27 protein-coding genes and 1 other RNA gene are annotated in these 25,625 nt (G+C 46.4%); 8 read left to right on the top strand and 20 right to left on the bottom strand.

From position 1 onward, the window contains the following. Window positions 1-6 precede the first annotated feature (6 nt). Window positions 7-987, bottom strand: a complete 981-nt coding sequence (locus DWW60_RS03340; RefSeq protein WP_243002909.1) for a polysaccharide deacetylase family protein — start codon at window positions 985-987, stop codon at window positions 7-9. 82 nt (window positions 988-1,069) lie between these two features. Beyond that, complete coding sequence (locus DWW60_RS03335; RefSeq protein WP_117874373.1) at window positions 1,070-1,768, bottom strand: hypothetical protein; 699 nt, start codon at window positions 1,766-1,768, stop codon at window positions 1,070-1,072. Window positions 1,769-2,021: 253 nt separating this feature from the next. Here DWW60_RS03335 and DWW60_RS03330 point away from each other — a divergent pair, with 253 nt between their 5' ends. Together DWW60_RS03330 and DWW60_RS03325 are read left to right on the top strand one after the other, a co-directional pair. Then, window positions 2,022-2,270, top strand: a complete 249-nt coding sequence (locus DWW60_RS03330; RefSeq protein WP_015534506.1) for a TIGR03905 family TSCPD domain-containing protein — start codon at window positions 2,022-2,024, stop codon at window positions 2,268-2,270. Between the two features lie 20 nt (window positions 2,271-2,290). Continuing rightward, window positions 2,291-3,364 (top strand): undecaprenyldiphospho-muramoylpentapeptide beta-N-acetylglucosaminyltransferase, encoded by a 1,074-nt coding sequence (locus DWW60_RS03325; RefSeq protein WP_022216000.1) that lies wholly within the window; start codon window positions 2,291-2,293, stop codon window positions 3,362-3,364. Window positions 3,365-3,464: 100 nt separating this feature from the next. Here the strand turns inward: DWW60_RS03325 and DWW60_RS03320 are convergent, their stop codons facing one another. The 7 genes from DWW60_RS03320 to DWW60_RS03290 form a co-directional block, all read right to left on the bottom strand. Beyond that, window positions 3,465-3,959, bottom strand: coding sequence for a hypothetical protein (locus tag DWW60_RS03320; RefSeq protein WP_015534504.1), 495 nt, complete (start codon window positions 3,957-3,959; stop codon window positions 3,465-3,467). 40 nt (window positions 3,960-3,999) lie between these two features. Then, window positions 4,000-4,590 carry an HD domain-containing protein gene (locus DWW60_RS03315; RefSeq protein ID WP_015534503.1) on the bottom strand — a complete coding sequence of 197 codons (591 nt, stop codon included), beginning with the start codon at window positions 4,588-4,590 and terminating at the stop codon, window positions 4,000-4,002. 140 nt (window positions 4,591-4,730) lie between these two features. Then, an RNA gene (gene ffs, locus DWW60_RS03310) (signal recognition particle sRNA large type) lies at window positions 4,731-4,994 on the bottom strand. 76 nt (window positions 4,995-5,070) lie between these two features. After that, entirely contained in the window at window positions 5,071-5,580 is a 510-nt protein-coding gene (gene tadA, locus DWW60_RS03305; protein WP_015534501.1) for a tRNA adenosine(34) deaminase TadA, read from the bottom strand. A gap of 19 nt (window positions 5,581-5,599) precedes the next feature. Continuing rightward, window positions 5,600-6,598 carry a DUF6128 domain-containing protein gene (locus DWW60_RS03300; RefSeq protein WP_117550018.1) on the bottom strand — a complete coding sequence of 333 codons (999 nt, stop codon included), beginning with the start codon at window positions 6,596-6,598 and terminating at the stop codon, window positions 5,600-5,602. Between the two features lie 88 nt (window positions 6,599-6,686). Then, complete coding sequence (gene rsmA / locus DWW60_RS03295) at window positions 6,687-7,550, bottom strand: 16S rRNA (adenine(1518)-N(6)/adenine(1519)-N(6))-dimethyltransferase RsmA (RefSeq protein ID WP_055145795.1); 864 nt, start codon at window positions 7,548-7,550, stop codon at window positions 6,687-6,689. 37 nt (window positions 7,551-7,587) lie between these two features. Beyond that, window positions 7,588-8,358 carry a TatD family hydrolase gene (locus DWW60_RS03290; protein ID WP_117874372.1) on the bottom strand — a complete coding sequence of 257 codons (771 nt, stop codon included), beginning with the start codon at window positions 8,356-8,358 and terminating at the stop codon, window positions 7,588-7,590. A 431-nt stretch (window positions 8,359-8,789) separates the two neighbouring features. On the opposite strand from DWW60_RS03290, the gene DWW60_RS03285 reads away from it, so the two are divergent. Next, window positions 8,790-9,977, top strand: coding sequence for a pyridoxal phosphate-dependent aminotransferase (locus DWW60_RS03285; protein ID WP_117550013.1), 1,188 nt, complete (start codon window positions 8,790-8,792; stop codon window positions 9,975-9,977). Window positions 9,978-10,049: 72 nt separating this feature from the next. After that, the gene (locus DWW60_RS03280; RefSeq protein WP_015534495.1) at window positions 10,050-10,664 is read left to right on the top strand and encodes a Maf family protein; all 615 of its coding nucleotides are present in this window, start codon (window positions 10,050-10,052) and stop codon (window positions 10,662-10,664) included. 233 nt (window positions 10,665-10,897) lie between these two features. Here the strand turns inward: DWW60_RS03280 and DWW60_RS03275 are convergent, their stop codons facing one another. Then, window positions 10,898-11,776, bottom strand: a complete 879-nt coding sequence (locus tag DWW60_RS03275) for a DegV family protein (RefSeq protein ID WP_117874371.1) — start codon at window positions 11,774-11,776, stop codon at window positions 10,898-10,900. Window positions 11,777-11,911: 135 nt separating this feature from the next. Then, window positions 11,912-13,153, bottom strand: a complete 1,242-nt coding sequence (gene pncB, locus DWW60_RS03270; RefSeq protein WP_117874370.1) for a nicotinate phosphoribosyltransferase — start codon at window positions 13,151-13,153, stop codon at window positions 11,912-11,914. Window positions 13,154-13,638: 485 nt separating this feature from the next. Here pncB and malQ point away from each other — a divergent pair, with 485 nt between their 5' ends. The 4 genes from malQ to DWW60_RS03250 all read left to right on the top strand — a co-directional run bounded on the left by malQ (window position 13,639) and on the right by DWW60_RS03250 (window position 17,448). Then, complete coding sequence (malQ, locus tag DWW60_RS03265; protein ID WP_117874369.1) at window positions 13,639-15,207, top strand: 4-alpha-glucanotransferase; 1,569 nt, start codon at window positions 13,639-13,641, stop codon at window positions 15,205-15,207. A 60-nt stretch (window positions 15,208-15,267) separates the two neighbouring features. Beyond that, entirely contained in the window at window positions 15,268-16,008 is a 741-nt protein-coding gene (locus DWW60_RS03260) for a lysophospholipid acyltransferase family protein (RefSeq protein WP_117874368.1), read from the top strand. A 70-nt stretch (window positions 16,009-16,078) separates the two neighbouring features. Beyond that, the gene (locus DWW60_RS03255) at window positions 16,079-16,642 is read left to right on the top strand and encodes a hypothetical protein (protein WP_015534491.1); all 564 of its coding nucleotides are present in this window, start codon (window positions 16,079-16,081) and stop codon (window positions 16,640-16,642) included. A 23-nt stretch (window positions 16,643-16,665) separates the two neighbouring features. Further along, on the top strand, window positions 16,666-17,448 hold the full coding sequence (locus DWW60_RS03250; RefSeq protein WP_022217334.1) for a CPBP family glutamic-type intramembrane protease: 783 nt from the start codon (window positions 16,666-16,668) through the stop codon (window positions 17,446-17,448). Here DWW60_RS03250 and DWW60_RS03245 read toward each other — a convergent pair. From DWW60_RS03245 to DWW60_RS03205, 9 genes are all read right to left on the bottom strand, one after another. Next, window positions 17,431-18,048, bottom strand: coding sequence for a histone methylation protein DOT1 (locus tag DWW60_RS03245; protein WP_015534489.1), 618 nt, complete (start codon window positions 18,046-18,048; stop codon window positions 17,431-17,433). The genes DWW60_RS03250 and DWW60_RS03245 overlap by 18 nt on opposite strands. Window positions 18,049-18,058: 10 nt before the next feature. After that, entirely contained in the window at window positions 18,059-18,481 is a 423-nt protein-coding gene (locus DWW60_RS03240; RefSeq protein WP_015534488.1) for a DUF1934 domain-containing protein, read from the bottom strand. A gap of 31 nt (window positions 18,482-18,512) precedes the next feature. Then, entirely contained in the window at window positions 18,513-19,565 is a 1,053-nt protein-coding gene (locus DWW60_RS03235) for a D-alanine--D-alanine ligase family protein (RefSeq protein ID WP_022217335.1), read from the bottom strand. Window positions 19,566-19,652: 87 nt separating this feature from the next. Then, the gene (locus DWW60_RS03230) at window positions 19,653-20,183 is read right to left on the bottom strand and encodes a hypothetical protein (RefSeq protein ID WP_238051636.1); all 531 of its coding nucleotides are present in this window, start codon (window positions 20,181-20,183) and stop codon (window positions 19,653-19,655) included. Beyond that, window positions 20,176-21,369, bottom strand: coding sequence for a hypothetical protein (locus DWW60_RS03225; protein WP_147341845.1), 1,194 nt, complete (start codon window positions 21,367-21,369; stop codon window positions 20,176-20,178). Before DWW60_RS03225 ends, DWW60_RS03230 begins: the two co-directional genes overlap by 8 nt. Before the next feature lie 383 nt (window positions 21,370-21,752). Continuing rightward, a complete protein-coding gene (locus DWW60_RS03220) occupies window positions 21,753-23,243 on the bottom strand; it encodes a spore germination protein (protein ID WP_022217338.1) in 1,491 nt (496 codons plus the stop codon). A gap of 151 nt (window positions 23,244-23,394) precedes the next feature. Then, on the bottom strand, window positions 23,395-24,066 hold the full coding sequence (locus DWW60_RS03215; protein ID WP_015534484.1) for a GntR family transcriptional regulator: 672 nt from the start codon (window positions 24,064-24,066) through the stop codon (window positions 23,395-23,397). After that, window positions 24,066-24,947, bottom strand: a complete 882-nt coding sequence (gene ispE, locus DWW60_RS03210; protein WP_055272043.1) for a 4-(cytidine 5'-diphospho)-2-C-methyl-D-erythritol kinase — start codon at window positions 24,945-24,947, stop codon at window positions 24,066-24,068. The genes DWW60_RS03215 and ispE overlap by 1 nt, the downstream gene beginning before the upstream one ends. A 47-nt stretch (window positions 24,948-24,994) precedes the next feature. Then, window positions 24,995-25,558 carry a flavin reductase family protein gene (locus DWW60_RS03205; protein ID WP_015534482.1) on the bottom strand — a complete coding sequence of 188 codons (564 nt, stop codon included), beginning with the start codon at window positions 25,556-25,558 and terminating at the stop codon, window positions 24,995-24,997. Window positions 25,559-25,625: the final 67 nt, after the last annotated feature.

Raw genomic sequence — 25,625 nt, 5'->3', positions numbered from 1 at the left:
ATACCACTATTCAATTTTCTTCTCATTCAAAGACCTGAACTCATATCCCTCCTTCTCCAGGTTTGTGAGAACCGTATCAAGTGCCTGCGCATTGGACGACGACACATTGTGTATGAGAGGAATGGCTCCCGGATGATGATATTTCGCAAAATGATCAATGACATAGTCCGTCCCCGGCTGATTGTTCACATCATAATCAAGGTAAGCCATACTCCAGAATATGGTCTTATACCCCATATCCTTAGCCAGCTGCAGAACCTGTTCACTGTACTCACCGCACGGCGGTCTGAAATACATATCCATTTCATACCCAGTTTCATTCCTCATAAAGTCTGAGCACTCCTTTAACTCACTTTTCTGCTCCTCCACACTCTTCTCCGGCATGCACGGATGATGCACCGTGTGGTTTCCCACCTGATGTCCCTCCTCCTTCATCCTCTTTACTATATCCGGATTGTCCCTTATGTAAGTCATCGTCACGAAGAAGCAGCCCTTTGCATTGTGCTTTTTGAGCACATCCAGCATCTGCTCTGTATATCCGTTCTCGTACCCACAGTCAAATGTCAGATACATCACCTTTTCATTCTTCTCAGCACACACTCTGTCCACGTAGAACGCATCGTACTGCTCCAGCGGAAAGCTGTTGTCACAGCCACTCATTCCATGATTTTTGTCCCGCACTATGTACCATGAATATTTCTTTGTCGATATCTGGCTGTAATCCCTTAGTCTGGTCATATCCTCACCCTGACTCTCCCCGTCTGTGTCCGTGTTACTCTCCGCATCTTCCGTCTTGTCTCCCGATTTTTCTTTTCCTTCCGCATCACCTTCCCCATTCTTCGCACCGTCCGCCTGACACTCTGCATCACCCGGAGTTGCTATCATTTTGGACATATCTTCCTTGTCATATATGGAACATCCACTCAGCACAGCCCCGATCACGCAGACCGCATACAGTCCTGCTATCAAGTACAGCTTTCTCACCATCTACCATCCTGAATTTATTGGCTTCTGCAGGCGGCTTTCACCTACATTTCATCTGCCACGCACCTGCTCATCAACACCCCTGCTATCCGTCCGCAAGCATTTTCTTCATTATTCCGTCAAGCAGAGCATCATAATCTGACTTATCACTCCGCTGTGCTTTCCGCGCAGGCTTCGCCTTTCTTTTTATCCTGTCATTTTCATCTGTCTCACTGCATGCTGCCATGGCCTCAACAGTATCCTGCTTCGTCGTCTGTTTCTCTTCTTCCTTTTTCAATCTGTTTGCCAGGCTGTTGCCCAGATAATTTCTGGCGCTGTCACGCAGAGTCCTCATATGCCATTCACAATTCCACTGGTTATGAGCAGCCACCAGCACTATGCAGGCTGCCAGTCCACACCCCAGCATCTTCAATGTCTCCACGCCATCGCCTACTACATAATATTGATACGCCGCTGCAAATATGCCTGTCCCAGCTGCGGCCACTCCCATATTTTTCACAAATCCATTCCACACATTTATCGGTATAAAACCTATCTTCAGCCTGTCTATGTACTTGTCCACAAATGCGGCAGTGTCATGTATGTTCACATCCAGCGATGTTATATCCTCATACCGCCTGCGCATCTCCATCAATGGTTTTTTCCGCGTCGTTCCCATGCGCTCAGCCGCCTTTGCCAGTCTTGCAAGATAACTGCTCATCACAGCCCGTCCTGTCAGCCCTATACACCCACACACTATCATCACATACATACACACATTCTGATTCAACAAAATTTCAAACATAGTTTTCCCTCTCTTTTCAATTATTCGATCATATCCTGTCAGGGCTTAACCCCACATCCGTTTGGCCGGTCCGGATGGTAGTATTATATGAGCGACATTCCGGGGTATACAATTATTTTCGCTCGACAAATGTTTGTCTTTTGCATGCTCTTTTGATATACTTCAAGATGAAAAAAGCAGGATACATACATCTTAGAATGTATCAGCGAATATTAAAATGATTGGTTAAGTACAATAGAAAAGAGGTATTGTTATGGTTTATAAGACTAAAGGAACCTGCTCTGTCGAGATCAACTTTGACGTCATCGATGGCAGGCTGCATGATGTAAAGTTCACCGGAGGATGCAATGGTAACCTCAAGGGTATCGGAGCTCTCGTAGAAGGCATGAAGCCAGAGGACGTCATCGCCAGACTCGAGGGCACAACCTGCGGTTTCAAGCCGACTTCATGCCCGGATCAACTGGCTCAGGCACTCAAGCAGTATCTGGCTTCAGCACAGTAACAGGAGGATTAACAATCATTATGAAGAGAATTATATTGACAGGCGGCGGTACAGCAGGTCATGTCACACCAAACATGGCACTTATGCCGGAGCTGAAGAAGCACGGATATGACATCCAGTACATCGGTTCATATGACGGCATGGAGAAAAAACTTATAGAAGATATGGGCATCCCTTATCACGGCATAGCTTCAGGAAAACTCAGAAGATACTTCTCAATGAAGAACTTCTCAGATCCGTTCAAGGTACTTAAAGGAATATCTGAAGCAAAGAAGCTCATGAAAGAGCTCAAGCCTGATGTAGTATTCTCAAAGGGAGGATTTGTCACAGTCCCTGTGGTATTTGCCGCACACTCAGCAGGTATCCCTGTGGTGATACACGAATCAGATATGACTCCCGGCCTTGCAAATAAGCTCGCCCTTCCAAAGGCGACAAAGGTATGCTGTAACTTTCCTGAGACAAAGGATCTCTTCCCTGAGGGCAAGGCAGTCGTAACCGGAACCCCTATCAGAGAGGAACTTTTCCGCGGCGATTCCGCATTTGCATATAACTACTGCGGTTTCACTGACAACAAGCCTGTTCTCCTTATCGTGGGCGGAAGTTCAGGAAGCGTCATAATCAACAACGCAATAAGAGACAATATCGACCGTCTTCTGGAGACCTTCAACGTCATCCACCTGTGCGGCAAGGACAATCTGGATGAATCCCTCAAGGATAAGAAGGGCTATGTCCAGTACGAATATGTAAAGAAGGAACTTGCAAGCATGCTTGCACTGTGCGATATCATCATCTCACGTGCAGGAGCCAATGCCATCTGTGAGCTTCTCGCACTCAGAAAACCGAACATCCTCATTCCTCTGTCAAAGGCTGCATCAAGAGGTGATCAGATTCTCAACGCCCAGTCATTTGAGAAGAGCGGATACAGCTATGTGATCCAGGAGGAAGAGCTGAACACAGATTCCCTGTTCGCCGGAATAAATGAAGTGTACAACAACAAAGAGAAATATATCCAGGCTATGGAGTCCAGCAACCTGACCGACTCAACGGGAATCATCATCAACATGATAGAGGATCTCGTAAACGGCCACGACTGATCTGCATAAGATCTGCAAAAGCAATTATAAAAAGGCAAAATAAAACTCCACACCGTCTAAATCATAGTCGGTGTGGAGTTTTATTGTATATTAACTATTATTAGTTAGCCAGAGCCTGAAGTACAGCAGCCTTCATCGCATCGTCACACTGCTCATCTCCTATGTACAATGTAACTGTACTCTTTCCGCCTGCAGGGAAATCAAATACTGCCTTCAGTGTCTTGTCTATATATGTTCCATCTGAACCATACTTTGCAAGATCCATGCTGACCTTTGTTCCATAATATGTGATTCTGAATCCACCGTTTGTTGTGTCCTCATAATACCATACTGTTGTCTTGGCCTTCTTATCAAGAGCGTCTCCATATGTAACACCTGTAGGAACCTTCTTCTCTGTTCCGTTGCTCTGTACATCTGTATAGACGATCTCATTCTTCTTAAGGCTGTCTATCTTGTCCTTTGCTTCATCGTTAGTACGATACTGAATATTACCCTTTACAAATATCTGAGCTGTCTCAGGAAGAACCAGATACACACCGCCACAGATAGCTGCTACCACAATAATGGCTACAAGGATCTTAACAAATGTCTTCATAATTATCTCTCCTATCCACAATCAAATTCATCAATCGATACTAGAACAGTTCTTTCTCAAGCTGGAATATGAAATCCTCAAGGAGCTGCATGCGTTTGCTGTACTCAAGTCGTCCAGCCTCCGTCTTACATCTCTTGATCTTTGGTTTATTGATCTTATAAAAATTCTTGATTCTGTAATATGCGCGCTTATAGCTTGCCTCGTCCTCTATAGCCGTAGCCATGGAATCCCACAGAACACTGATCGCTCCAACTTCATCCAGCAGGTCTGCATCCATAACTATCCTGCACTCAAGTGACAAATCTGCATCAGTATCCTTCTCCTCATGGATCATGATTATCTCGCCTATCTTGGCTATCTTCTGTGGATCGACTCCCAGACTGTCAAGATAATTGACAGCTATCTCTGCTCCTACCTCCCCATGTGGTCTCTCGTCATCCCAGCCCACATCATGAAGAAGTGCCGCGAGAACTATTATATCCAGATCTCCACCTAACTTCGACTGAAGCTTTATCGCCCATCTATACACCCGCATAGTATGTTCAAATCTGCTCCTGAATGGATAATTAGGCGGCCTGCCGTTAACGGCTGTCTGTTCCTTTACAAAATCAATTACTTCAGCGTAATTCATATCCGTTTCGCCCCTTGGAAATCACTATTCTGCAGCGCATAATAACACTGCAAAAGTATCATACTTGATGATAACATCTTTTGTGGGATTTTGCTATATTTTTTTAAATTTTTAATAAATAATGTTAAAAATAAAAAAATCCATGCGATCTTCCTTCGAAGCGTCACCATAGACGTTACCTCAGCAGTTAACTCAGCCCAGGCACCCTCACGGCACACAGGAGATTCCCCTTAGTGCTGCTTCGTCTCCGACCTGACACGGTTCGAAGATTCCTGTTGCGCGAGACCCAGACATCAACATCACTTACTGAGGGCAGCCCTACAGCGGCCACCCCTCCGGAAGACCATCACCCCTGCTATAGCGGATTGCAGGTACAGGGCGCCGCTACCTCCCCGGTTGCATGGAAACTTTAAAACATATTTAATTGGCTGTGCACAAGATGCACCGCAGGCTACATTATATCTGACATGCCGCCCGCCGTCAAGCATTCTTCGCTTTTCCCTGTCTCAGGTCGCGAAAAAAGCTCTTCATCATCTCACTGCATTCATCCTGCCGCACACCACGTATAACCTCAACCTGATGATTGAACTGTTTCATGTCCAGCAGGTTTATTATGGAGCCCGCACATCCGGCCTTGGGATTCATGCATCCTATCACCACATTTGGGATACGGGCCTGCACTATGGCCCCGGCACACATCTGGCACGGTTCAAGGGTCACATACATTGTGCACTCCTCCAGCCGCCAGTCGCCGAGCTTCTTTGACGCCTGTTCTATGGCCAGTATCTCCGCATGTGCAAGTGTGGTCTTTTTCAGATTTCTCTTGTTGAAGCCCCTTGCGATTATCCTGTCATCGTGGACTATGACACAGCCTATCGGAACATCGCCATTTGCATAAGCCCTCTTTGCCTGGGCTATGGCTTTATCCATATACTTCTCATGGATACGCCGCTCCTCCGGCGTCAGCTCATCTATATTGGTATCTTCCATTCTCTTTATCCTCTTCTTCCTATCTTATATCCACTATCCAGTAGCCGAAGCTGCCGGTCTTGATATGTGTCTCCTTCTCCGGCACGAATCTGTCAAATCCAAATATCCCGGCAAGGTATTTCTCCCTCGAGGAATACACCCCCGGAACTCCAAGTATGTAACTGACGCGGTCATCATCTGGGGAAAATATGACTTTGCCAAACATCAGGTATTTGTAGCTGTAATACCCGTGTGTCAGGAAGCTGTTCACCCCGAGCTTCCAGTTGCACATGTCCAGCAGACCTATGTCATTCGGGGATATCTTCACGCTCTCTATGACGCTGTCCAGCCCGTCATCCAGGGAGCTTCCCGGAAGAAGTGGCAGACGTTCATAGTTCTCAAACATTTTGTCTATCGCCGTTCCGGTCTCGGAGGTCTCGACCTCATCAGAACATACAGGCTCCGCCGGTGCAGCACAGCTCTCAAGCTCCAACTCTGCCGTGACCGTATCTGTTATGGAGGCCTCTCTCACCGCCTCGCTCAGTTCCTCAGCATCGCGGCCCGCACGTTTCGCATCCCACATTCTGGAATAATCTATCACACTGTCCGTCCAGGACGAACAGAATATATCGCTGTCGTAATACTCCTGCCCCATATTTCCATCCGGCTGTATACGCCTTATGACGATACCGGCAAATGCAGTCACAGGCCGTCCACTCTCCATGACATCATCCCAACAGAATGAGAAGCACTCCTCACCGTGTCCATTTCTGAGTCTCATCTTACCGACGAGCACCGGCAGAGGGATCATCACGGGTTCATTTGTCTGTTCACCGCCCACTGCGCCTTCGTCGGCCAGCGTCTCCCTGTAAATGAACACGCCATAGATTTCCTCTCTGCTGTTCATTCCGTTTCTCAGTCCAACCGTGAGTCTTCCCGTTCTCCCCACCTTTGCCACCTTGGCAAATCCTGAATTTTCACATTTGTGTCCGTCGTGATACCTGTAAATATACGATATAAATCGGTTCCAGTACACCATAGATAATCCTCCTCTCCCTTCCGGAATTCTGCGTCCTTTTCCGGGGGCTTTATCAATTATCTATGATTCTGTCTCACCACCTATGACATTATTTGTCCGTGAGAATGTCGCTCAAAGCTGCAAATTCCGCCAGACTCAAACTTTCTCCACGGATATTTGCTGATATTCCAAGGGATTCCAAAGCCTTTGCGATCTGCTCCTTGGCAAATGACAGCTCTCCGCTGTTGGCTATACCATTCTGGAGAGTCTTTCTTCTCTGGTTAAATGATGCTCTTATCAGCCTGAACATGAGCTGCTCGTCCTTCACCTTGACCGGCGGTTCCTGGTATCTGTTCAGTCTGATGACCGCTGAGCCCACACCCGGTCTCGGTATAAAGCAGTTTGGCGGAACATTTGCCACTATATACGGCTCGGCATAATACTGAACTGCCAGGGACAGTGCTCCGTAATCCTTGGTTCCCGGGCCCACCTGCATGCGGTCCGCAACCTCCTTCTGCACCATGACCGTCACCGAGAGAAGCGGCACATGCTTCTCGAAAAGTCCCATGATGATCGGTGTGGTTATATAGTATGGAAGATTCGCAACCACCTTGATAGGCCTGCCGCCATTTCTCTCCTCCACGATCTTGTTGATATCCACCTTCAGTATGTCATCGTTGATGATGGTCACATTGTCGTACTCCGCAAGGGTCTCGTCCAGAATAGGGAGAAGATTCTTGTCTATCTCCACCGCCACAACCTGTCCGGCACTCTCCGCAAGATACTGGGTCATGGTTCCTATTCCCGGGCCTATCTCCAGAACGCAGTCGTCCTTCGTGATGTCCGCCGCGCTGATTATCTTGTTTATGACATGGGCATCTATGAGGAAATTCTGACCGAACTTCTTCTGAAATGCAAATTCGTATTTCTTTATCGTCTCTATCGTGACCTGTGGATTACTTAACTTCTCCATGCTTTGTCCTTTCCATTGCCTGTAATCTACGTTTTTATTACATCTTGTACATTTTCAGGGCATTCGCGTATGTCTGGTCATACACTTTCTGAACCGGAACGCCCTTGATCTCGGTTATCTTCTCAGCTATATAAGGTATGTTGAGGGCAGAGTTCCTTGTTCCCCGGAATGGAACCGGAGCCATGTATGGGGAGTCTGTTTCGAGAACTATCTTTTCCAGAGGGATGTCCTCCACGACCTCCTGAAGCTTCCGGCTGTTCTTGAAGGTGACTACTCCGCCAACCCCTATGTTAAATCCCATCTTAATATATTCTCTTGCCTGTTCTACGCTGTATGAATAACAGTGTATCACACCGCCATTTCTGCCGCCATCCATTCTTTTCAATATCTCCATGGTGTCTGACGCGGCGTCCCTGCTGTGTATGATGATCGGCATGGCAAGCTCCTGTGCAAGCTCAAGCTGTCTGACGAACCATTTCTTCTGCACATCCCTCGGGGGATCATCATCAAAATGATAATCAAGGCCTATCTCACCTATGGCTCTAACCTTTGGATTATCCTGCACCATGCTCTTAAGTTCCTGTATATCCGCCTCCGTCAGCTCTCCTACCTCACTCGGATGTACGCCGACTGCCGCATAAAAATGCGGATATTTTGCGGCAAGCTCCACCGAATTCCTCGACGACTGCATATCCGCTCCGACGTTCATGACCTTGTCTATATCCTTCTCAAGGAATTCTGCAATTAACTGTTCTCTGTCCTCATCAAACTGAGTATCGTCATAATGACCATGTGTCTCAAATATCATATCTCAAACCTCTCTTATGGTACTAATGCATTGTTTATAGTACCGCAATATCGTATCCGTCACGCTGTATTATACAGAAATACCCGCACTTTGTGAACGTTTAATTATTTGTTTATGATTAGTTATTAATCTTTATAAATAGATTAATCTTTAAACACATTTTTTTCACAAATCCTGAATATACTAACAATCGTAAAGAGTTTTTCATTTATTTGAATCCTCTCTCCCCTCATTTTTTTGCAAGAGGCAGCAGATCTTCCCCGTTCTGTTACCTCTTGTTTTTTTGTGTCCAAAACTGTATATTTATTGTGATGTATAGATGTACACATAGATTACATCAACGTATAATATGTGTCCACATTACATGTGTCATATTGCATTGATTTTATATGTATATTTATCATAACATTTTACATAACAGGAGGACTTTCATGATTTCAAAGAAATATTCATCAATGTTAAACAACACTTCCATCATCAGGGAATTTGCACAGTATGCTTCAAAGCGTGCCGCTGAGATCGGTGCTGAGAATGTGTTCAACTATACTATAGGCAATCCATCTGTGCCTACCACGGATGACTTCAACAAGGGACTTATCGACCTTATCCAGAATGAGGATTCACTGGCACTTCACGGCTACAGCCCTACACTTACCATCTACTCTGTAAGAAAGGCTGTCGCAGAATCACTGAACCGCCGTTTCGGCATGGAGTATGTTCCTGAGGACATTTTCATGACATCAGGTGCTGCCGGAGCCCTGGCCCACGCCATCAGATGTGTCACAGAGCCGGGCGACGAGGTTATCACATTTGCCCCTTACTTCCCTGAGTATGTACCATACGTTGACGGAACCGGTGCTGTTCTCAAGGTCGTTCCCGCGGACATAACTTCATTCCAGATCAACTTTGACGCATTTCTCGAAATGATGAACCCAAATGTTCAGGCGATCCTCATCAACTCGCCAAACAACCCATCCGGAATCGTCTACTCAACCGAGACTATAACACATCTTGCCCAGATCCTCACAGAGAAACAGGAGGAGTACGGACATGACATTTACCTTATATCAGACGAGCCTTACAGAGAGATCGTATTTGAGGGAACTGATTCGCCGTTCATCTCTAAGTTCTACGACAACACCATCTGCTGCTACTCATTCAGCAAGTCACTGTCACTGCCTGGAGAGCGTATCGGATATGTGGCTGTAAATCCTAAGTGCAAGGACGCTGAACTCATCATCAATATGTGCGGACAGGTATCACGTTTCACAGGACACAACTGTCCTTCATCTCTGATACAGCTCGGAGTTGCAAGGGTTCTTGACGAGACCTCTGATCTGTCTATCTACGAGAAGAACAAGAACATCCTGTACAAGGAGCTCACAGCTATGGGATATGAGTGTGTTGAGCCAGGCGGAACCTTCTATATGTTCCCTAAGACTCCTATCGCAGATGCAAATGAGTTCTGTAACATGACTGCCCATGAGCTTGATCTGATCCTTGTTCCTGGCGACAGCTTTATGTGTCCGGGACATATGAGACTGGCTTACTGTACTACAACAGATATGGTTGAGCGCTCTCTGCCACTGTTTGAGAAGGCTATTAAGATGTGTAAATAATGATCTGTGTGTACGACAATAACAGATCTTGTTTGTACAAAATTATTTTAGGAAAGTATAGAGATATAGCATATGACTAACATAAAGATAATTCTCGCCTCGGGATCGCCTAGAAGAAAGGAACTTCTGGCCCAGGCGGGATACGACTTCGATGTGTGTCCAAGTCTTTCTGATGAAGATCTTGAACCTATGGCTCCATCTGAATATGTAATGCTTCTGGCTAAGAAGAAGGCAGATGAAGTGTGCAACAGGATCATCGCCCAGGATGTTGTAAGACGGGTTAAAAAGCTTCCTGAACGCTTCGTTGTCCTCGGCGCAGACACTGTTGTATCGCTGAACGGAAGGATTCTTGGTAAGCCTTACGACTACGACGATGCATACAACACCTTGAACAGTCTGTCCGACCAGACGCATCAGGTGTACACCGGCGTGTGTCTGATATATGTGAACGGAAGAGCCAAGTCATCCAGCTCATTCTATGAGAAGACGGATGTCACCTTCTATCCTGTATCCCACGACGAGATAATCCAGTACCTCGCCACAAATGAGCCGTTTGACAAAGCCGGAAGCTATGGAATTCAGGGCAAGGGCGGTCTGTTCGTCAAGGGAATTGAGGGCGACTACAACAATGTTGTTGGATTGCCGCTTGCCAGAGTCTATCACGAGCTTGATGATTTGATTTCTTGAATGGTTTGGAAATATTTTCTCTAAATGGCAATTATATTTATTTCACGACACTAAATTATCCCTTTTTGAGGAAAAGATCTTGAAAAAGGCACAAAATCTGAGATTTTGTATCTTTTCAACAAAATTTCCTTGAAAAGGGATAATTTTATGCACATATTATTAAATTCCACGATAAACAGCACGAAGACTTTTATCCGCCATCGTGCCATAAGAAATAATTCCTACACGAATCCTTACATAAGCTCTTTCTTCACATTGAAGATAGTTCCAACGACCTTCGGGCCCGCATTTGATGCAACTGCTGCCCCGATCTGGAAGTAATCTGAAGGGCCATAGCCAACCTTCTCCGTCATACGGGCTGTCAGCTCGTCTCTTACGGTCTCATCATTTCCGTATACTACCTGGTACTCTGAACCTGGCTCCATCTCTTCCACTGTGACATCCACCATCTTTGCCATGAGTTTCTTCTCACCGCGGCACTTGATAGCTGTCACGATCTCATTTGCCCAGATCTTCATGATAGGCTTCACGCCGAGTGCGTCACCAACCAGAGCTGCCGCACTTGGAATTCTTCCTGACTTGGCTGCATACTTGAGGCCATATATTCCGAAGTATATCCTTCTCTTTGGAAGCTCTTCCTTCAGATACCACACGATATCCTTGGCATCCCTGCCCTCCTGAACCATTCTAGCTGCCACAACCACCGGATAGCCATACTGTCCACTGTAGCCTATTCCGTCAAATATATATATATTGCACTTTCCGGCGCACTCAGGATATTCCTCCTCGAACTGATCTGCGGCCATCTGCGCATTTGCATATGAGGCAGAACCATCCTTGTTGATGCTTACATATATAATATCCGTGTAACCCTGCTCCACCAGCTCCTTATACACCTCGCCGAACTGGTACGCTGTGATCTGTGATGTCTTTGGAAGATCATCATTCTCTGCCATGAGCTTGTAGAAGCCCTCATTGTCAAAATCGACTCTGCTCAGATAAGACTTGCCACCTATTACGACCGGGAAAGGAAGGATCTTGATGCCGAGCTCCTTCTCCTCCTTCTCCGAAATATCACTGGCAGAATCTGTCATTATAATAATTTTTCCCATAATTCACAAAACTCCATTTTTTGCTAATGAGCAGACGCATGAAATGCGCTGCGCGCGGCGTCTGCGTGCTTCGCAAGATGTCACTAAGCCCAGCTTAGTGACGGCGCACCCAGTGCGCCACCTCCTTACGAAAATTTACTTATCATTCTCCATACGCCACTTGATACATCTGTTGAGATAATGAACATAATCAGGGTTCTTGCACATACCCTTGCCCTTATCATCAGATATCTTGGCAACATCCATGCCGTTACATGCTGTAGTCTTCATAACTATGTTGAGCGGTTCATCGCACGTATCGTTGGATATATATGTTCCTATTCCAAATGCAACCTTGATCTTGTCCTTAAAATAGCTGTTGAGTTTGTCTGCTTTCTCGAAATCAAGGCTGTCGCTGAACAGAAGTGTCTTGGTCTTTGGATCAAGTCCAAGCTTCTCATAATGATGAACCATCTTGTCGCCCCACTCATAAGGATCGCCACTGTCGTGTCTCACCCCACTGAAAAGTGTCGCATATGTGAGCTGGAAATCCTTCAGGAAGCAATCTGTTGTGATGGCATCAGTGAGAGCTGTTCCGTTCAGCACTCCATACTCCTTAACCCATGCATCCAATGCATACCAGTTGGAATATGCAGGATTGTGCTTATGATTACCCTGTCCAACACACATGATCCACTCATGCGCCATAGTTCCAACCGGAACCAGATTATACTTCCTTGCCAGATATACATTACTTGTTCCGACAAATGTTGAACCCGGATACTTGCGCTTGCTAAGTTCCTTGACTGCAAGCTCCTGAGCTTCAGCCGAAAGTCTTCTTCTAAGTCCAAACTCACTGAAAGCTCCAAGGTTATACTCTCCGGTCTCGACTTTTCGGACCTTCTCATCAAGCTTCTCCCTGAATGATGCAAGCAGCTTATCATAGTCATCGTTCATTCTGAAGTAGACCTCATTCACTATAGCCAGAGTAGGTATCTCATACATGGAAGTATTGAGCCAAGTGCCTCTCGCCTCTATCTTCAGTCCACACTCAGCGTCATCTGATATCTCAAAGTCCTCATATCTTGCCTTCCAGAGTCTCAGAAAATCAACATAAGAACCCTTTATCCACTTGATATTGTGCAGATACTCAAGCTCCTCCTCTGTAAATCTCAGATCACAGTAGAGCTGTATCTGTCTCTTGATTTCATCAACCATCTCCTTTGTGAAGAACACGTCAGTATTCCTGCACTTGAATGACCATGTTGTCTTATAGTCACTGAACTGATGGTAAATCGCCTGTCCCATACTAAACTTGTACATATCCGTTTCAAGCAGGCTTGTGATTATTCTTTCCATTTTTATACTCTTCTTTCTCTTTTTATCCACTCCACACATACGACTTAACCGCCATATATCACGGAAATACGGAAGTATACGCAAGTTCAAATACTTCCACTTATAATAAGTTAGCACACAGCCCGCTGTCAAGCACTATTACCTTGCAACTATCACACATAGTATTGTATAATGTTACCGTTCAGAGCCATGCAGCACAATATAAGAAGTGGCTTGTCATGCTTGCATGAACAAGGCATTTCTTATATTGTGCTATACGGCGGATACGCCGCACCGAACAGGCTCGTAAGAGACTGTGAGGTGGCATGGCTCTGAATGCCGCAGGGCACACCAGCCGAACAGGCTCGAAGAGACTGTGAGGTGGCATGGCTCTGAATGCCGCAGGGCACACCAGCCGAACAGGCTCGTAAGAGACTGTGAGGTGGCATGGCTCTGAACACGGCAGAGTCGTACACTTTGAACAGGCTCGAAGAGACTGTGAGGTGGCATGGCTCTGTGTATACATTATGAAAAGAGGATAGATTATGTTAGAGCAGAACAACGAAAAAAAGCCTAAGAAGTACGCCGGCATTCTGGCTCACCCGACATCATTCCCAAGTCCTTATGGAATCGGAGATCTGGGTCCGGGCGCCTATCAGTTTATCGACTTTCTTGCAGCTTCAGGATTAAATCTGTGGCAGGTGCTTCCACTCGGTCACACAGGCTTTGGTGATTCACCTTATCAACCATTTTCAGCATTTGCAGGACAACCACTTATCATCGATATCGACTACCTCAGAAAAAAGAAGTTACTTCTGGACGAGGACTTCTCAGCTATGCCTGACTGGGATCCTGAGAAGATCGACTATGGAACACTTATAGAATTCAAGACTGGCCTTCTGAAGAAAGCGTACGAGAGATTTATCGACGCTGACTATGCAGATGATTTGTCAGGAGACGAGGATCTCATGGCAAAGTTCGATGCATTTGTCAAGAATACATCATGGCTTGCTGACTACTCTCTGTTCATGGCAGGCAAGGACGCACACGAGGGAATGCCTTGGTACATGTGGGATGATTCACTGAAGAAGCCGACCGCAAGGCAGAAGACCGCATGGAAGAAGAAGCTTGCAGACGGCATCGGCTACTACAACTTCCTCCAGTTCCTTTTTACAGAGCAGTGGCAGGCCCTCAAGACATATGCAAATGATCTCGGAATCAGTATAGTAGGTGACACACCTATATTCCTCGCATGGGACAGCGCAGACGTATGGTCCAATCAGGAACTGTTTCTGCTGGATTCAAAGGGATACCCTATCGAGGTTGCAGGTGTTCCACCAGATTATTTCTCAGCTACCGGTCAGCTCTGGGGCAACCCTCTGTACAACTGGAAAAAGCATACCGAGACAGGCTATGCATGGTGGATAGAGAGAATCAAATATCAGCTCACAGTAACAGATTTCCTCAGGATAGATCACTTCAGAGGATTTGACCGTTACTGGGCAGTGCCTTACGGTGAGGAGACCGCCATCAACGGCGAGTGGAAGCCAGCTCCAGGGCTGAACTTCTTCACACAGCTCGAAGCTAATCTCGGCTACCATCTTCCTATCATCGCCGAGGATCTCGGCGAGATAGATGATTCAGTCATAGAACTCAGAGACAAATTCGGACTTCCTGGAATGAAGATCCTTCAGTTTGCATTTGAAAATCCAAACGAGAACGACTTCCTTCCACATAACTATACACCTAATTGTGTATGCTATACAGGAACACACGACAACGACACCACCCTTGGATGGTATACGCAGGCTTATGAGGCTTCAAAGGATAAGCTCAGAAGATACTACAGCACTGATGCAAGTGATATCTGCTGGGTTATGATAAGAGCATGCTTCTCTTCTGTTGCCAACATGGCCATCGTTCCTATGCAGGACGTGCTAAAGCTCGACTCATGGGCACGTATGAACACGCCAGGCGTTGGAGAGGGCAACTGGGCATGGAGATTCAAAGCCTCAGACCTGGGCAAGCAGTTGTCAGACAGGCTTCTTGAGACATCAAAGCTCTATGGAAGATATACTCCAATACCGGAGAAGAAGGATTCTGAGGAGAAGTAATCATACGACGAGTCAAATCAATGCTGGAACATTTAAAATAGCATAAGGAGAATTATAATATTGAGAACAATATTTGCATATTTATTTGCCTTTCTGGGCATCATCCTGTGTACTCCGTATCACCTGTATCTGTACCTTCTGGCTAAGAAGGATCAGGAAAAGGCGTACCGCCATGCCCAGAAGCTGGTCAAAGGCTTCTTTGGAATAGTCATGTTCATATGCGGTGCCAAGTGCACTGTCATAGGTCTGGAACGGGTGCCCAAAGATCAGCCTATTCTGTTTGTCGGCAACCACAGAAGCTTCTTCGATATACTGTGCTGTCACAACGCACTGGACAGGCCTCTGGGATTTATGTCCAAGGACGGAATCCTGAAGGTTCCTATCCTTCCATGGTATATGAAGGACATAGGATGTACATTCCTTGACAGGTCCGACCTGAAGAAGGGACTGGAGACTATCATGCAGTCGGCTGATATCGTAAAATCCGGACATTCCATGATGGTATTTCCTGAAGGACACAGAAATGACGGCGAAGAACTTCTTCCTTTCAAGGACGGAGCATACAAGATCGCACAGAAGGCCGGATGTCCTATCGTACCTGTATCCATATGCGGAACAGACAATATCATGGAGGCCAACAAGCACAACTTTATCAGAAGTCACAAGGTGGTCATCGAATTTCTTGACCCTATCGACATAAATGGCTTGAAGCCAAAGGAGCGCAAGGAGGTTCTTGAAACCATTCCGGCACTCATTCAGAAAGCAAGGGTTAAGAATCTTCCCCTTGCAACAAAAAAGTGATCAGACTATAATAATCTGATCACGACAAGACAAAACACCAATAACTAAATATAATCAGGAGGAACTAAACATGGCATGGTGGGTATGGTTGATAATAGTTGCAGTTATACTTATCGGAGGTCTTATTGCATTATACATAGTGGGCAATAAGCTTCAGAAAAAGCAGTCTGCACAGAAGGAAATGATGAAGGAACAGGCACAGCCTGTGACGATGCTTGTCATCGACAAGAAGATGCTCCCTATGAAGGATGCCGGATTGCCTAAGATGGTAATGGAACAGACACCAAAGCGTTACCAGAAGGCCAAGATGCCTATAGTAAAGGCCAAGATCGGACCTCAGATCATGAATCTTATCTGTGATGACGGTATATATGATCAGATGCCTGTCCGCGGAGAGGTAAAGGCTATGGTCAGCGGTATCTATATCATGAGCGTCAAGAATGTTCGTGGTAAGATCGAGGAGAAGAAGGGCAAGAAGACCTTTGGTGAGAAGCTTCGTGCAAAGCAGAGAAAGTATCAGGATATGTACGATAAGGATGTAGCCGAGTCAAAGCTCAGCAAGGAGCAGAAGGCCGCAGCCAAGGCTAAGGCCAAGGAAGAAAAAGAGAGAGCTAAAAAGATCCAGAAGATGTAACAGCTTGAAAGGAGATTCCCAATATGAAGAAATGTCATATTAACCTCCGCGAACTTGGAATAGCTTTACTCGCACCGATATGCATAACTTTTGTCCATGGGCTTATTCCATCATCTCTGGTATCATGTGTTATAATAATTATTCTCTGCGGATGTATACACCATATATATCCTTGGATATTCACCACAGGAGATAACCGTAACAATAAAAACAGAACAGGAACGAGATCACTCTCATTCCTGTTCTGTTTTTGTATTTTTATACTTATTGTCATAACAGGCCTCAGTCTGCAGTTCTTTTCGACCGGAATACTGAACGCCATTGAGCTCCATCGTCCAGAGCTTCTCGGCAGTTACAGAGACATGGTTCGTTCATCATTCTCTCTAAACAACGGTATCTTCAGAGTTACAACAGTCATGCTGCTTGCACCGGTCTGTGAGGAGCTTGTGTTCAGAGGGATCTCTCTGAGTTCTTCCAGACGTGCATTTACATGCAGACATTCAGATGCCATCGCCATCCTACTGTCAGCGCTGCTGTTCGCCCTTTATCACGGCAATTTAGTCCAGTTCTGCTACGCCCTTCCCATGGGAATCCTTCTCGCGCTGCTCGCCACATGGACGTCTTCCCTGCTGCCATCGATCCTTCTTCACATAACGATCAACGTATCTTCTTATTTCACCGGGATGCTGCCATTTGCACTGCCACATACAGGCTGTATACTTGCAACTGGTATCACGTCAGCCGCAGGCTTCATCGCCCTATATCTGCTGTTGCGCCGAAGTGGCAAATCACACAAAGTATCTTGACATGTGATACACATACACTTTTTCATCGGGATCCTCTTCGTATCCTGACAACTTGATGATATTCTTCAACACAAAATACCTGCTGTCCCTCATGACTCTCTGATATTCAAATGTCGGGTAGTACAGCATTAGATATATATTTCTCGGTGCCCTGCGCACGGAATCTATTATATTGTCTATGACCTTCTTGAACACCTCCGGGGAAAATGGATTGAAGAAATAGAAATAATTATCTTCATCTGCAACCTCATACTCTTGCGCCGGAATGTTATAGAAGTTCATCCTGTCTTCCTGATCATAAAATCTGCTCTGATAACCCGCGGCATTTTCCAGAAGCTTCTCGTATATGTCAGCATCTGCCTCTATACCCGTGGCGCGGCAGTAATGCCTTGAGTTGCCATAGAACAACACACGCCCCAGTCCGCAGCCAAAATCAACAAGTGTATCCTCCGGCTCCATGGACACGGCATTGAACAGGGTCACAAGATCCCTGTAGTAAGTCGCCTGATATATATTATTCTCCTCGGTGGGCTGCTCCGCACCTATACACAGCGTCGTATCTATAGACAAAAAATCATCAAACGCCTTCTCGTCATCCATATAGCTATCCTCACTCCACGGTTATCCTGAGTACGTTAAACGATACACATTCATTGCCATAATCCATCACATACACCACGACCAGACCAAGCCCCTTTTCCGTCTCCACGAGCTGATAGCCTTCAGTGAGTATGCTTATATTCATCATACCAACCGGAGTAGAATAAAATGCCTCTCTGGTCTCTCCCGATCTGAACGACATGGCAGCACTGACTTCGCCCTTCTTTGTCAGGTCAAGTCCTAATTTGTCAAACTTCAGCAGATTTCTCGCCGGTTTCTCAAGATCCTCATAATACTCATCGTATTTCAGGTAAAATACCCCGTCCTTCTCATGAAGGCTTCCCCTGGTAACAAGCTCTATGGGTTCAACATTGTTCTCTTCCCTGCTCGTCCTCTGCTCTCCAACTACTGTCACAGTAACATTCTTTACCATATAAACTTCCAATCTATGTAATTTTATAAATTTATCTCTCTTTTGCCATCTCAATAAGCGTTGTGACGAGAGTCTTTATATCGTATCCCTGAGCATTCCACAGCATTGGATACATGCTTATTCCTGTAAATCCAGGAAGTGTGTTGATCTCATTGAATACAACTCTGTTTGTTCCATTCTCAAGGAAGAAATCCACTCTGGAGAGTCCGAAGCCGTCAAGTGCTTTGAATATCTTCACAGCGTCTTCCCTTATCTCGTTCTCTGCTTCCTTAGGGATGTCGGCGCCGATAACCGTTCTCGACTCAGCATTGTTGTACTTTGCATCGAAATCGTAGAACTCAGCAGCGGCAAGTATCTCGCCAACTCCCGAAGCCTTGGTATTGTCCTTGTAACCGAGGACTCCGCACTCAAGCTCACGTCCAACTATCGTCTCCTCAACGAGGATCTTGTTGTCGTGCTTTACGGCCTCATTCAGCGCATACAGAAGGCTAGCTCTGTCAGTCGCCTTATTTACACCCTTTGATGATCCGGCCTTTGAAGGCTTTACAAATACAGGGTAATCAAGCTCAGCCTCAACTCTGTCCATAGCACTGTCTATGTCGCTGAAATCCTCTGCAAGCACAGGTACAAATCTCGCCTGTGAAACACCGATGTGATCAACGATTATCTTCGTATAGAATTTATCCATGGATGCTGCCGATGCCAGAACGCCACATCCAACATATGGAATATCTGCCATCTCGAACAATCCCTGTATAGTTCCATCCTCGCCATACATACCGTGAAGTACAGGGAATATGACGTCCACCTTCTGGCGCTCCACACCTGCATCGGAGAAAACTATAAGCTCTCTTCTGGTGTCCGGTGAGATCACTGCTGTGACTTTGCTGTCATACCAGCTTCCATCCGCTATACTCTCTATATTATCTGCCTTTAACCATCTTCCATCCTTGGTAATGCCAACCAATGTCATATTATACTTTTCAAGATCAACCCCCTTGGCAACTGTCTGTACCGATATACATGAAACCTCATGCTCTGATGATCTTCCTCCAAATATTACAACCAAATTTTCCTTAGCCATGACATGTGCTCCTTATACTTTAATCCGCGGTGCACCCGGGGCACACCACAGGTCAAAGTATAACACCTGGGAATCAACTTTTCAACGTCACTTATCCCCCAGATCTATACATAATGTCTCATACATTCCGGGCGGACAGTCCTCCCCGGAATCACCAAAATACTCATAAGAAAATCCGGAGTTTGCATCGGCATCCACGCCCCACGCATTTGCCGCGCTCTGGGCAATGTCATTTATATCCTCCATCGCCATGACAAGATTGTGGCGCATCTGTATATAACTCAGATTCTCATTGTAGTCGTCCCCAAGCCACATGCCGATCTGCTTCATGACTGTGTTGCCCACATAGCTCTCAAGCTCATCTCTCTCATCCTCAGACTTCATATCGCCATCATAATCGACCTTAAGCCTTATGACCCTTCCACTGTCATCCAGTGAATTGTTGTACATGACCGCATCCGCCATTATCTCCCTCGACACCTTATCCTTATATTTCTTCACATAAGAAACCTGTCCAAATATCACACCGCCGACAATTCCTATGAGGACACCCAGTATGGCCGCCCTGAACATTCTCCACATAAACAATACCTCCTGATCATCTAAGTCTCTATTCACCTATCCCATCTCTCGCGTATGTCGCCAGACACTGGCCTTCATAGTGTGTCTTAAGATATTCATTTGTATTGTTATCCCCGGATTTCTCCAGTATATTCTGTTCTATCACCACAGTCACATAGCTTGTAGCAAATTCCTTCTCAAGTTCGGCTGCAGCCTCGTTCATTACCTGGGTATCCTCCGCTACTATATACTCCACATGACTCGTATCGAGGGACTTCGCATGACTCTCATTATAACTTCTGCAAGCATCGGCAAATGAACCGGCGTCCACCTGGTACACCCCCTCCTCGGTCAGGGAATCCTCATCGTCGTCCAGTCCTGTTATGACCAGACTGTATCTCAGCCCGCCGCCGGCAGGCTCCTCCGTGCTGCGCTCTATGATGACCGCATTCACATAGTCCACATCCTCCACCGGCTTGTATTCACACCCACTCAATATACACGCCGTCAATAACACCGCCGCCAGTCCGGCAGATTTTTTTACAGGCCATTTCCCGGCAAGTGATGCCGCCGGCAATATTATCGACAGGGGTACATCCACCAGAATAAGATATCCGGAGATGATCTTTATACGGTCCTGCTGTCCGGGCAGCATCCCGGCCCACAGGCATACGGCAAATGCAAGGACTGCCCACAATGTCTTCCACAGCCATCTGTGCCGAACACCCAGTCTGTCCACAGCGCCCCATCCACCTATGACGTTTGGAACCAGTGCCATCACACCGAACACGATGACAAGGTAACACACCAGCATGAGCGGCCTGAGCTTCACTCCGCCAGGCAGTTCCATGGCTCCCACTATATATAGTATATTTTTCTCCTTAGCCATGAGCGCACCCGTGCCCAGTGTACATATCACAATTATCGAACACATAATGCCTATTATGGTACTTGTGCCTACGGCTGCACTCAACATTCCTCTTCGCCTCCGAATGACGTGTATATACACCAGCATCACCGTCTCCATAGCCGAGAATCCAAGAAAAAGCAGTCCTCCCCTAGCCATGACACGGCTTATGGTGAGATTAGCCCCGCCCTCGTCTCCTATCTCAGTCACAGTCTTAAGCACTGACAGATCAAGGTTACTCACAGAAGACAGAATGACCACAGCCCCCGCCGCGACAGCGAACCAGAACACGGACTCCGCAAACCTGACCATCCCCCTTGTGCCACGGCTACCCATATACAGACATGCAAGCAACAAAGGGATTGAAATAGCAATTACCGTGTATCTTTTCAACATCAACTGCCTGGAACACTCGGCAAGGACAAACAGCAGCAAGCCCATCCTAACGGCAGTTCTCGCCCCATAAATCAATGCAATAGTCCTATTTTTGACTTTACCACTTTCGCTGTTCCCTCTCTCATCAATCTTCATGTATACAATATATAGTGCTATCACGTAAGCAAAAGCCATGCATAGCGTCAAAAAAAGTGACAAAATCAGGCAATTTCTTCCAAAATATGAGGGTATTAATGTAACCACAAAAGTTATCATCCCCGGCAAAACAAGCAAAGCCATCTTAAAAAAGGCAGAAAACGTCACATTATATTTATCATTCATATCTATTTTCTCTTTCTGACCAACCTGCGCCGCTCGTCAGGATTGCTCCATTTAGGTCTGTTGATCATTTTCTTTATAGGCGCGCGGACAACAAAGTCCTTATATCCCTCGCCAGTGTATGCACAGGTCACGACAGGGGACATATACGGCACGCCAAAGCTGTCCAGGGATGCAAGATGAAACACGAGAACCAGCATCGCAAGGATAAATCCAAGTATTCCATAAAGTGCGCTGGTGATTATAATTACGAACTTAAGCAATCTGAAAACAGACGCAAACGCCTCATTCGGAATGGCAAATGAAGCTATAGCCGTGAGTGCCACAACTATCACAACCATGGTGCTGACTATCCCAGCCTCCACGGCTGACTGACCAACTATCAGACCGCCAACCACTCCTATCGTATTTCCAAGCTGGCTCGGCAGTCGTATCCCGGCCTCCCGGAGCAATTCAAACAAAAGCTCCATTATCAGCACTTCAACTACAACGGGGAACGATAGCTGGCTTCTCGCATCGGCTATCGCATACAGAAGCTTGTCGGGTATCAGCTCCCTGTGATAACAGGTGATCGCAATATAAAGTCCCGGCAGTCCCACCGCAATGAACGCTGCCACATACCTTATCATTCTGGCAAATGTCGCCACCGGCCATCTGTTATAATAATCGTCCGCCGTCTGAAACAGAGTGTTGATGGTGGCTGGAGCAATTATGACCTCAGGTGAATTGTCAAACACAACGACAACCCTGCCCTCCACCAGAGCCGCGGCCGCCTTGTCAGGTCTTGTGGTCGCCTGGTATATCGGAAATATCTCCTGCCATTTCTTCTCCATCAGATGTTCAGCCATACCGCTGTCAAACACCGCATCTATCTCATACTTATCGATGGTGTCCCTTATCTGCTGTACCAGCTCAGGCTCCGCTATATCTTCCATATAGAATATCCCGTACTCTGTTCTGGATCTGACGCCCATTGTCCCCTGTTCCAGCTTCAGATGTACATCCTTGATCCTTCTCCTTATCAGAGCTGTGGATGTCCTAAAGTTCTCATTGAAGCTGTCCCTCGGCCCTCTCATTCCTCCCTCGGTGGAGCTTTCCTCTATACCTCTCACAGGGAAATGTTTCGATGACACTACTATTGCCTGATCGCTCCCGGATACAAATATGGCCGTATCCCCCCTGAGAACCGCCCTGACAACGTTGTCCATGTCACTTTCCTGGGTATAATCCGCCGTCTGACCCTCGCAGGAGATTATATGCTCCCACAGATCTGCCGTGTCTTTATTCCGCCATTCCCAGGTTATTGGTTTTATTAATGTGTTCTCAATCAACTCATGATCACACAGTCCATCTATATACACCACGTATATTGCCGGATCATCTCCCCAGGCACAGCGGTCCAGATCAAACCTTCGCTCCACGATATCGCTCCAGTTACCGAACATTGTCTCAATTTGTGTGATGTTTTCGTCTATTTTTTTACTGATTGAAGCCATCGTCCGCCGTAAACACCTCCAACATACCGTTTATCTTCTGTAATCTATCTTGTCCAACGGATGAGTTTTTATTCAGACATACACGTAAAAAGGCGGAACACGTTTTCACGCATTCCGCCTCTTATACAGGTATTTATTATTATGCATATTGTTATTTCTGTGCTATGACAACATTTGCGATCACAATCTGTTCCTGATCGTATATATGTATACGGGTTATCTCCTTGGCTTTCTCTTCATCCCTGGCTATTATCGCATTCATGAGAGCCTCATGCTCCGCTATAAGCTTGTCGTGATAGCTGAAATCCTTTACATACTCCACGCGGTATCTGTACACCTGCTCACGAAGACTCTGGGACATGCTGATCAGTCTCGGATTGTTCGTCATGTCCATTATAGTATTGTGAAATGCAACATCCGCATCTACTATCTCCGGGATTATCTTGGAGCTTACCGCTTTCTTAAAGTCGGCATAGGACTGCTTCAACCGCTCTTTTCCCTCGTCGTCTATCCTTTTGCAGGCAAGCCCTGCCGCAAGATCCTCAAGCGCCATCCTGATCTCAAGCGCATCGCTCAGATCCTTTGCCGTTATCCTGGCAACCTCTGCTCCCCTTCTCGGGATCATGACCACAAGCCCTTCAAGCTCAAGCATTCTCATGGCCTCCCTGACAGGGGTACGGCTTACGCCAAGCCTCTTCGCAAGAGTGACCTCCATAAGTCTCTCCCCCGGCTCAAACTCACCGTGAACTATAGCATTCCTCAAAGTCTTAAACACTACCTCTCGAAGGGGCAGGTACTCATCCATATTCAATCTAAGATCCATCACATACCTCTTCTTATGTTATACGGGCTGACGGCATACGCAGCCTGTATCTCGTCCTTTTCACGCAGCATATCTACTACCCTTTGTGCCAGTTCTTTATCCCTGTTGTCATATATTCCGAACACTGTCGGCCCACTGCCACTCATGAGCACTCCCATGGAGTCGTTCTCCGCTATGAGCTTCTTGACTGAATCTATCACAGGATTTGCAGGTATCGTAACCGTCTCGAGCACATTTGCCATTCTGTCTGTTATTCCCTTCAGATCTCCGGTCTTGAGTGCATCCGCCATGCCATCGATATCTGGATGCTCCTCCAGCAGATCCACCTTCAGGTTCTGGTATACCCATTTTGTGGACACTCCGATCGCCGGCTTCGCTATGACGATCAGGCAGTCCGGCATAGGTGGAAGTGGTGTAAGGATCTCTCCTATTCCCTCCGAGAGTGCCGTACCCTGCATGATACAGTAAGGCACATCTGCGCCGAGCTTCACTCCATGTTCCATGAGCTGTTCATCGGAAAGGTTCAGTCCAAACAGCATATTCATCGCCTTGAGGGCTGCCGCTGCATCAGCGCTTCCCCCTGCCATTCCGGCTGCAACCGGTATGTGTTTATCCACGGTTACATGAACACCCTTGTCTATTCCATATATATCCTTCATCATCCGGCACGCCTTGTATATGATGTTATCCTTCACATCCGGCAGCTCCGCCGAATCCGATGTTATAACGATCTCGTCTGTGGTGACATCGCAAAATGTCAGTTCATCCCACAGATCGACCGTCTGCATGATCATTTTCACCTCATGATATCCATCCTCGCGTCTCCTGACCACGTCGAGACCGAGGTTTATCTTTCCATATGCCTTTAATGATATTTCCATTTTCTCTCCTATCCGTGACATTTCCCCTGCAGCTTTTCAGCCTGCGATCACTTTTTTCTAACAGAATATCCAAATTTGCCGAGTTTGTCGCCAAGTGCAAAATACTCTCCATGTGAATATGCGACAAGTCCCGTGCTGTTGAGGTTGAATTTGCCGGTCTTATCCATGTATTCATCACTTATCTGGACTCCGACCACCTCAGCGATAAACATGTGGTGGGATCCAAGCTCAACTACCTGCTTTACCTTGCACTCTACGTTCACCGGACTCTCCTCTATAGCCGGGCATGACACATTCACGCCGTCACATGCATGGAGGTTCATCTCCTTGAATTTATCCACGTCTCTTCCTGATTTCACACCACAATAATCAGTTGCAAATGCCAGTTTCTCGGTGACGAGATTTATGGTAAATTCTCCTGTCTCCTTGATTATGTCGTAGGAATATCTCTCCGGACGCACCGATATGGACACCATTGCAGGATCGCTGCATATGGTACCGGCCCACGCTATCGTCACTATGTTTGGCTTCTCTCCCGGTCTCTGGCAGCTCACCATAACTGCCGGAACCGGATACAACATATTTCCTGGTTTCCAATTCTGTTTTGCCATGTCTATACCTCTTTCTCTATTGACCTTCAACTCATTTTCAGCCACTTTCAGTCACTGTGGCGCAACG

The organism is Coprococcus sp. AF16-22 (assembly GCF_003461545.1).
In the GTDB taxonomy this organism is placed as follows: domain Bacteria; phylum Bacillota; class Clostridia; order Lachnospirales; family Lachnospiraceae; genus Coprococcus; species Coprococcus aceti.
The sequence above is the reverse complement of the archived record's forward strand: the minus strand, read 5'-3'. Positions and strand labels throughout refer to the sequence as shown.

Excerpts from the sequence above, each read along its gene's own strand:
- DWW60_RS03330 (WP_015534506.1), top strand. The coding sequence starts at position 2,022 with ATGGTTTATAAGACTAAAGGAACCTGCTCTGTCGAGATCAACTTTGAC.
- DWW60_RS03255 (WP_015534491.1), top strand. The coding sequence starts at position 16,079 with ATGGCATGGTGGGTATGGTTGATAATAGTTGCAGTTATACTTATCGGA.
- DWW60_RS03300 (WP_117550018.1), bottom strand. The coding sequence starts at position 6,598 with ATGGTGTACTGGAACCGATTTATATCGTATATTTACAGGTATCACGAC.
- DWW60_RS03245 (WP_015534489.1), bottom strand. The coding sequence starts at position 18,048 with ATGGATGACGAGAAGGCGTTTGATGATTTTTTGTCTATAGATACGACG.
- DWW60_RS03250 (WP_022217334.1), top strand. The coding sequence starts at position 16,666 with ATGAAGAAATGTCATATTAACCTCCGCGAACTTGGAATAGCTTTACTC.
- DWW60_RS03275 (WP_117874371.1), bottom strand. The coding sequence starts at position 11,776 with ATGGGAAAAATTATTATAATGACAGATTCTGCCAGTGATATTTCGGAG.
- DWW60_RS03290 (WP_117874372.1), bottom strand. The coding sequence starts at position 8,358 with ATGATATTTGAGACACATGGTCATTATGACGATACTCAGTTTGATGAG.
- rsmA (WP_055145795.1), bottom strand. The coding sequence starts at position 7,550 with ATGGAGAAGTTAAGTAATCCACAGGTCACGATAGAGACGATAAAGAAA.
- DWW60_RS03215 (WP_015534484.1), bottom strand. The coding sequence starts at position 24,066 with ATGGATCTTAGATTGAATATGGATGAGTACCTGCCCCTTCGAGAGGTA.
- DWW60_RS03225 (WP_147341845.1), bottom strand. The coding sequence starts at position 21,369 with ATGGGTAGCCGTGGCACAAGGGGGATGGTCAGGTTTGCGGAGTCCGTG.
- DWW60_RS03325 (WP_022216000.1), top strand. The coding sequence starts at position 2,291 with ATGAAGAGAATTATATTGACAGGCGGCGGTACAGCAGGTCATGTCACA.
- DWW60_RS03205 (WP_015534482.1), bottom strand. The coding sequence starts at position 25,558 with ATGGCAAAACAGAATTGGAAACCAGGAAATATGTTGTATCCGGTTCCG.
- DWW60_RS03315 (WP_015534503.1), bottom strand. The coding sequence starts at position 4,590 with ATGAATTACGCTGAAGTAATTGATTTTGTAAAGGAACAGACAGCCGTT.
- DWW60_RS03235 (WP_022217335.1), bottom strand. The coding sequence starts at position 19,565 with ATGGCTAAGGAAAATTTGGTTGTAATATTTGGAGGAAGATCATCAGAG.
- DWW60_RS03285 (WP_117550013.1), top strand. The coding sequence starts at position 8,790 with ATGATTTCAAAGAAATATTCATCAATGTTAAACAACACTTCCATCATC.
- DWW60_RS03280 (WP_015534495.1), top strand. The coding sequence starts at position 10,050 with ATGACTAACATAAAGATAATTCTCGCCTCGGGATCGCCTAGAAGAAAG.
- DWW60_RS03340 (WP_243002909.1), bottom strand. The coding sequence starts at position 987 with ATGGTGAGAAAGCTGTACTTGATAGCAGGACTGTATGCGGTCTGCGTG.
- DWW60_RS03320 (WP_015534504.1), bottom strand. The coding sequence starts at position 3,959 with ATGAAGACATTTGTTAAGATCCTTGTAGCCATTATTGTGGTAGCAGCT.
- DWW60_RS03335 (WP_117874373.1), bottom strand. The coding sequence starts at position 1,768 with ATGTTTGAAATTTTGTTGAATCAGAATGTGTGTATGTATGTGATGATA.
- DWW60_RS03240 (WP_015534488.1), bottom strand. The coding sequence starts at position 18,481 with ATGGTAAAGAATGTTACTGTGACAGTAGTTGGAGAGCAGAGGACGAGC.
- pncB (WP_117874370.1), bottom strand. The coding sequence starts at position 13,153 with ATGTGTGGAGTGGATAAAAAGAGAAAGAAGAGTATAAAAATGGAAAGA.
- tadA (WP_015534501.1), bottom strand. The coding sequence starts at position 5,580 with ATGGAAGATACCAATATAGATGAGCTGACGCCGGAGGAGCGGCGTATC.
- malQ (WP_117874369.1), top strand. The coding sequence starts at position 13,639 with ATGTTAGAGCAGAACAACGAAAAAAAGCCTAAGAAGTACGCCGGCATT.
- DWW60_RS03220 (WP_022217338.1), bottom strand. The coding sequence starts at position 23,243 with ATGGCTTCAATCAGTAAAAAAATAGACGAAAACATCACACAAATTGAG.
- ispE (WP_055272043.1), bottom strand. The coding sequence starts at position 24,947 with ATGGAAATATCATTAAAGGCATATGGAAAGATAAACCTCGGTCTCGAC.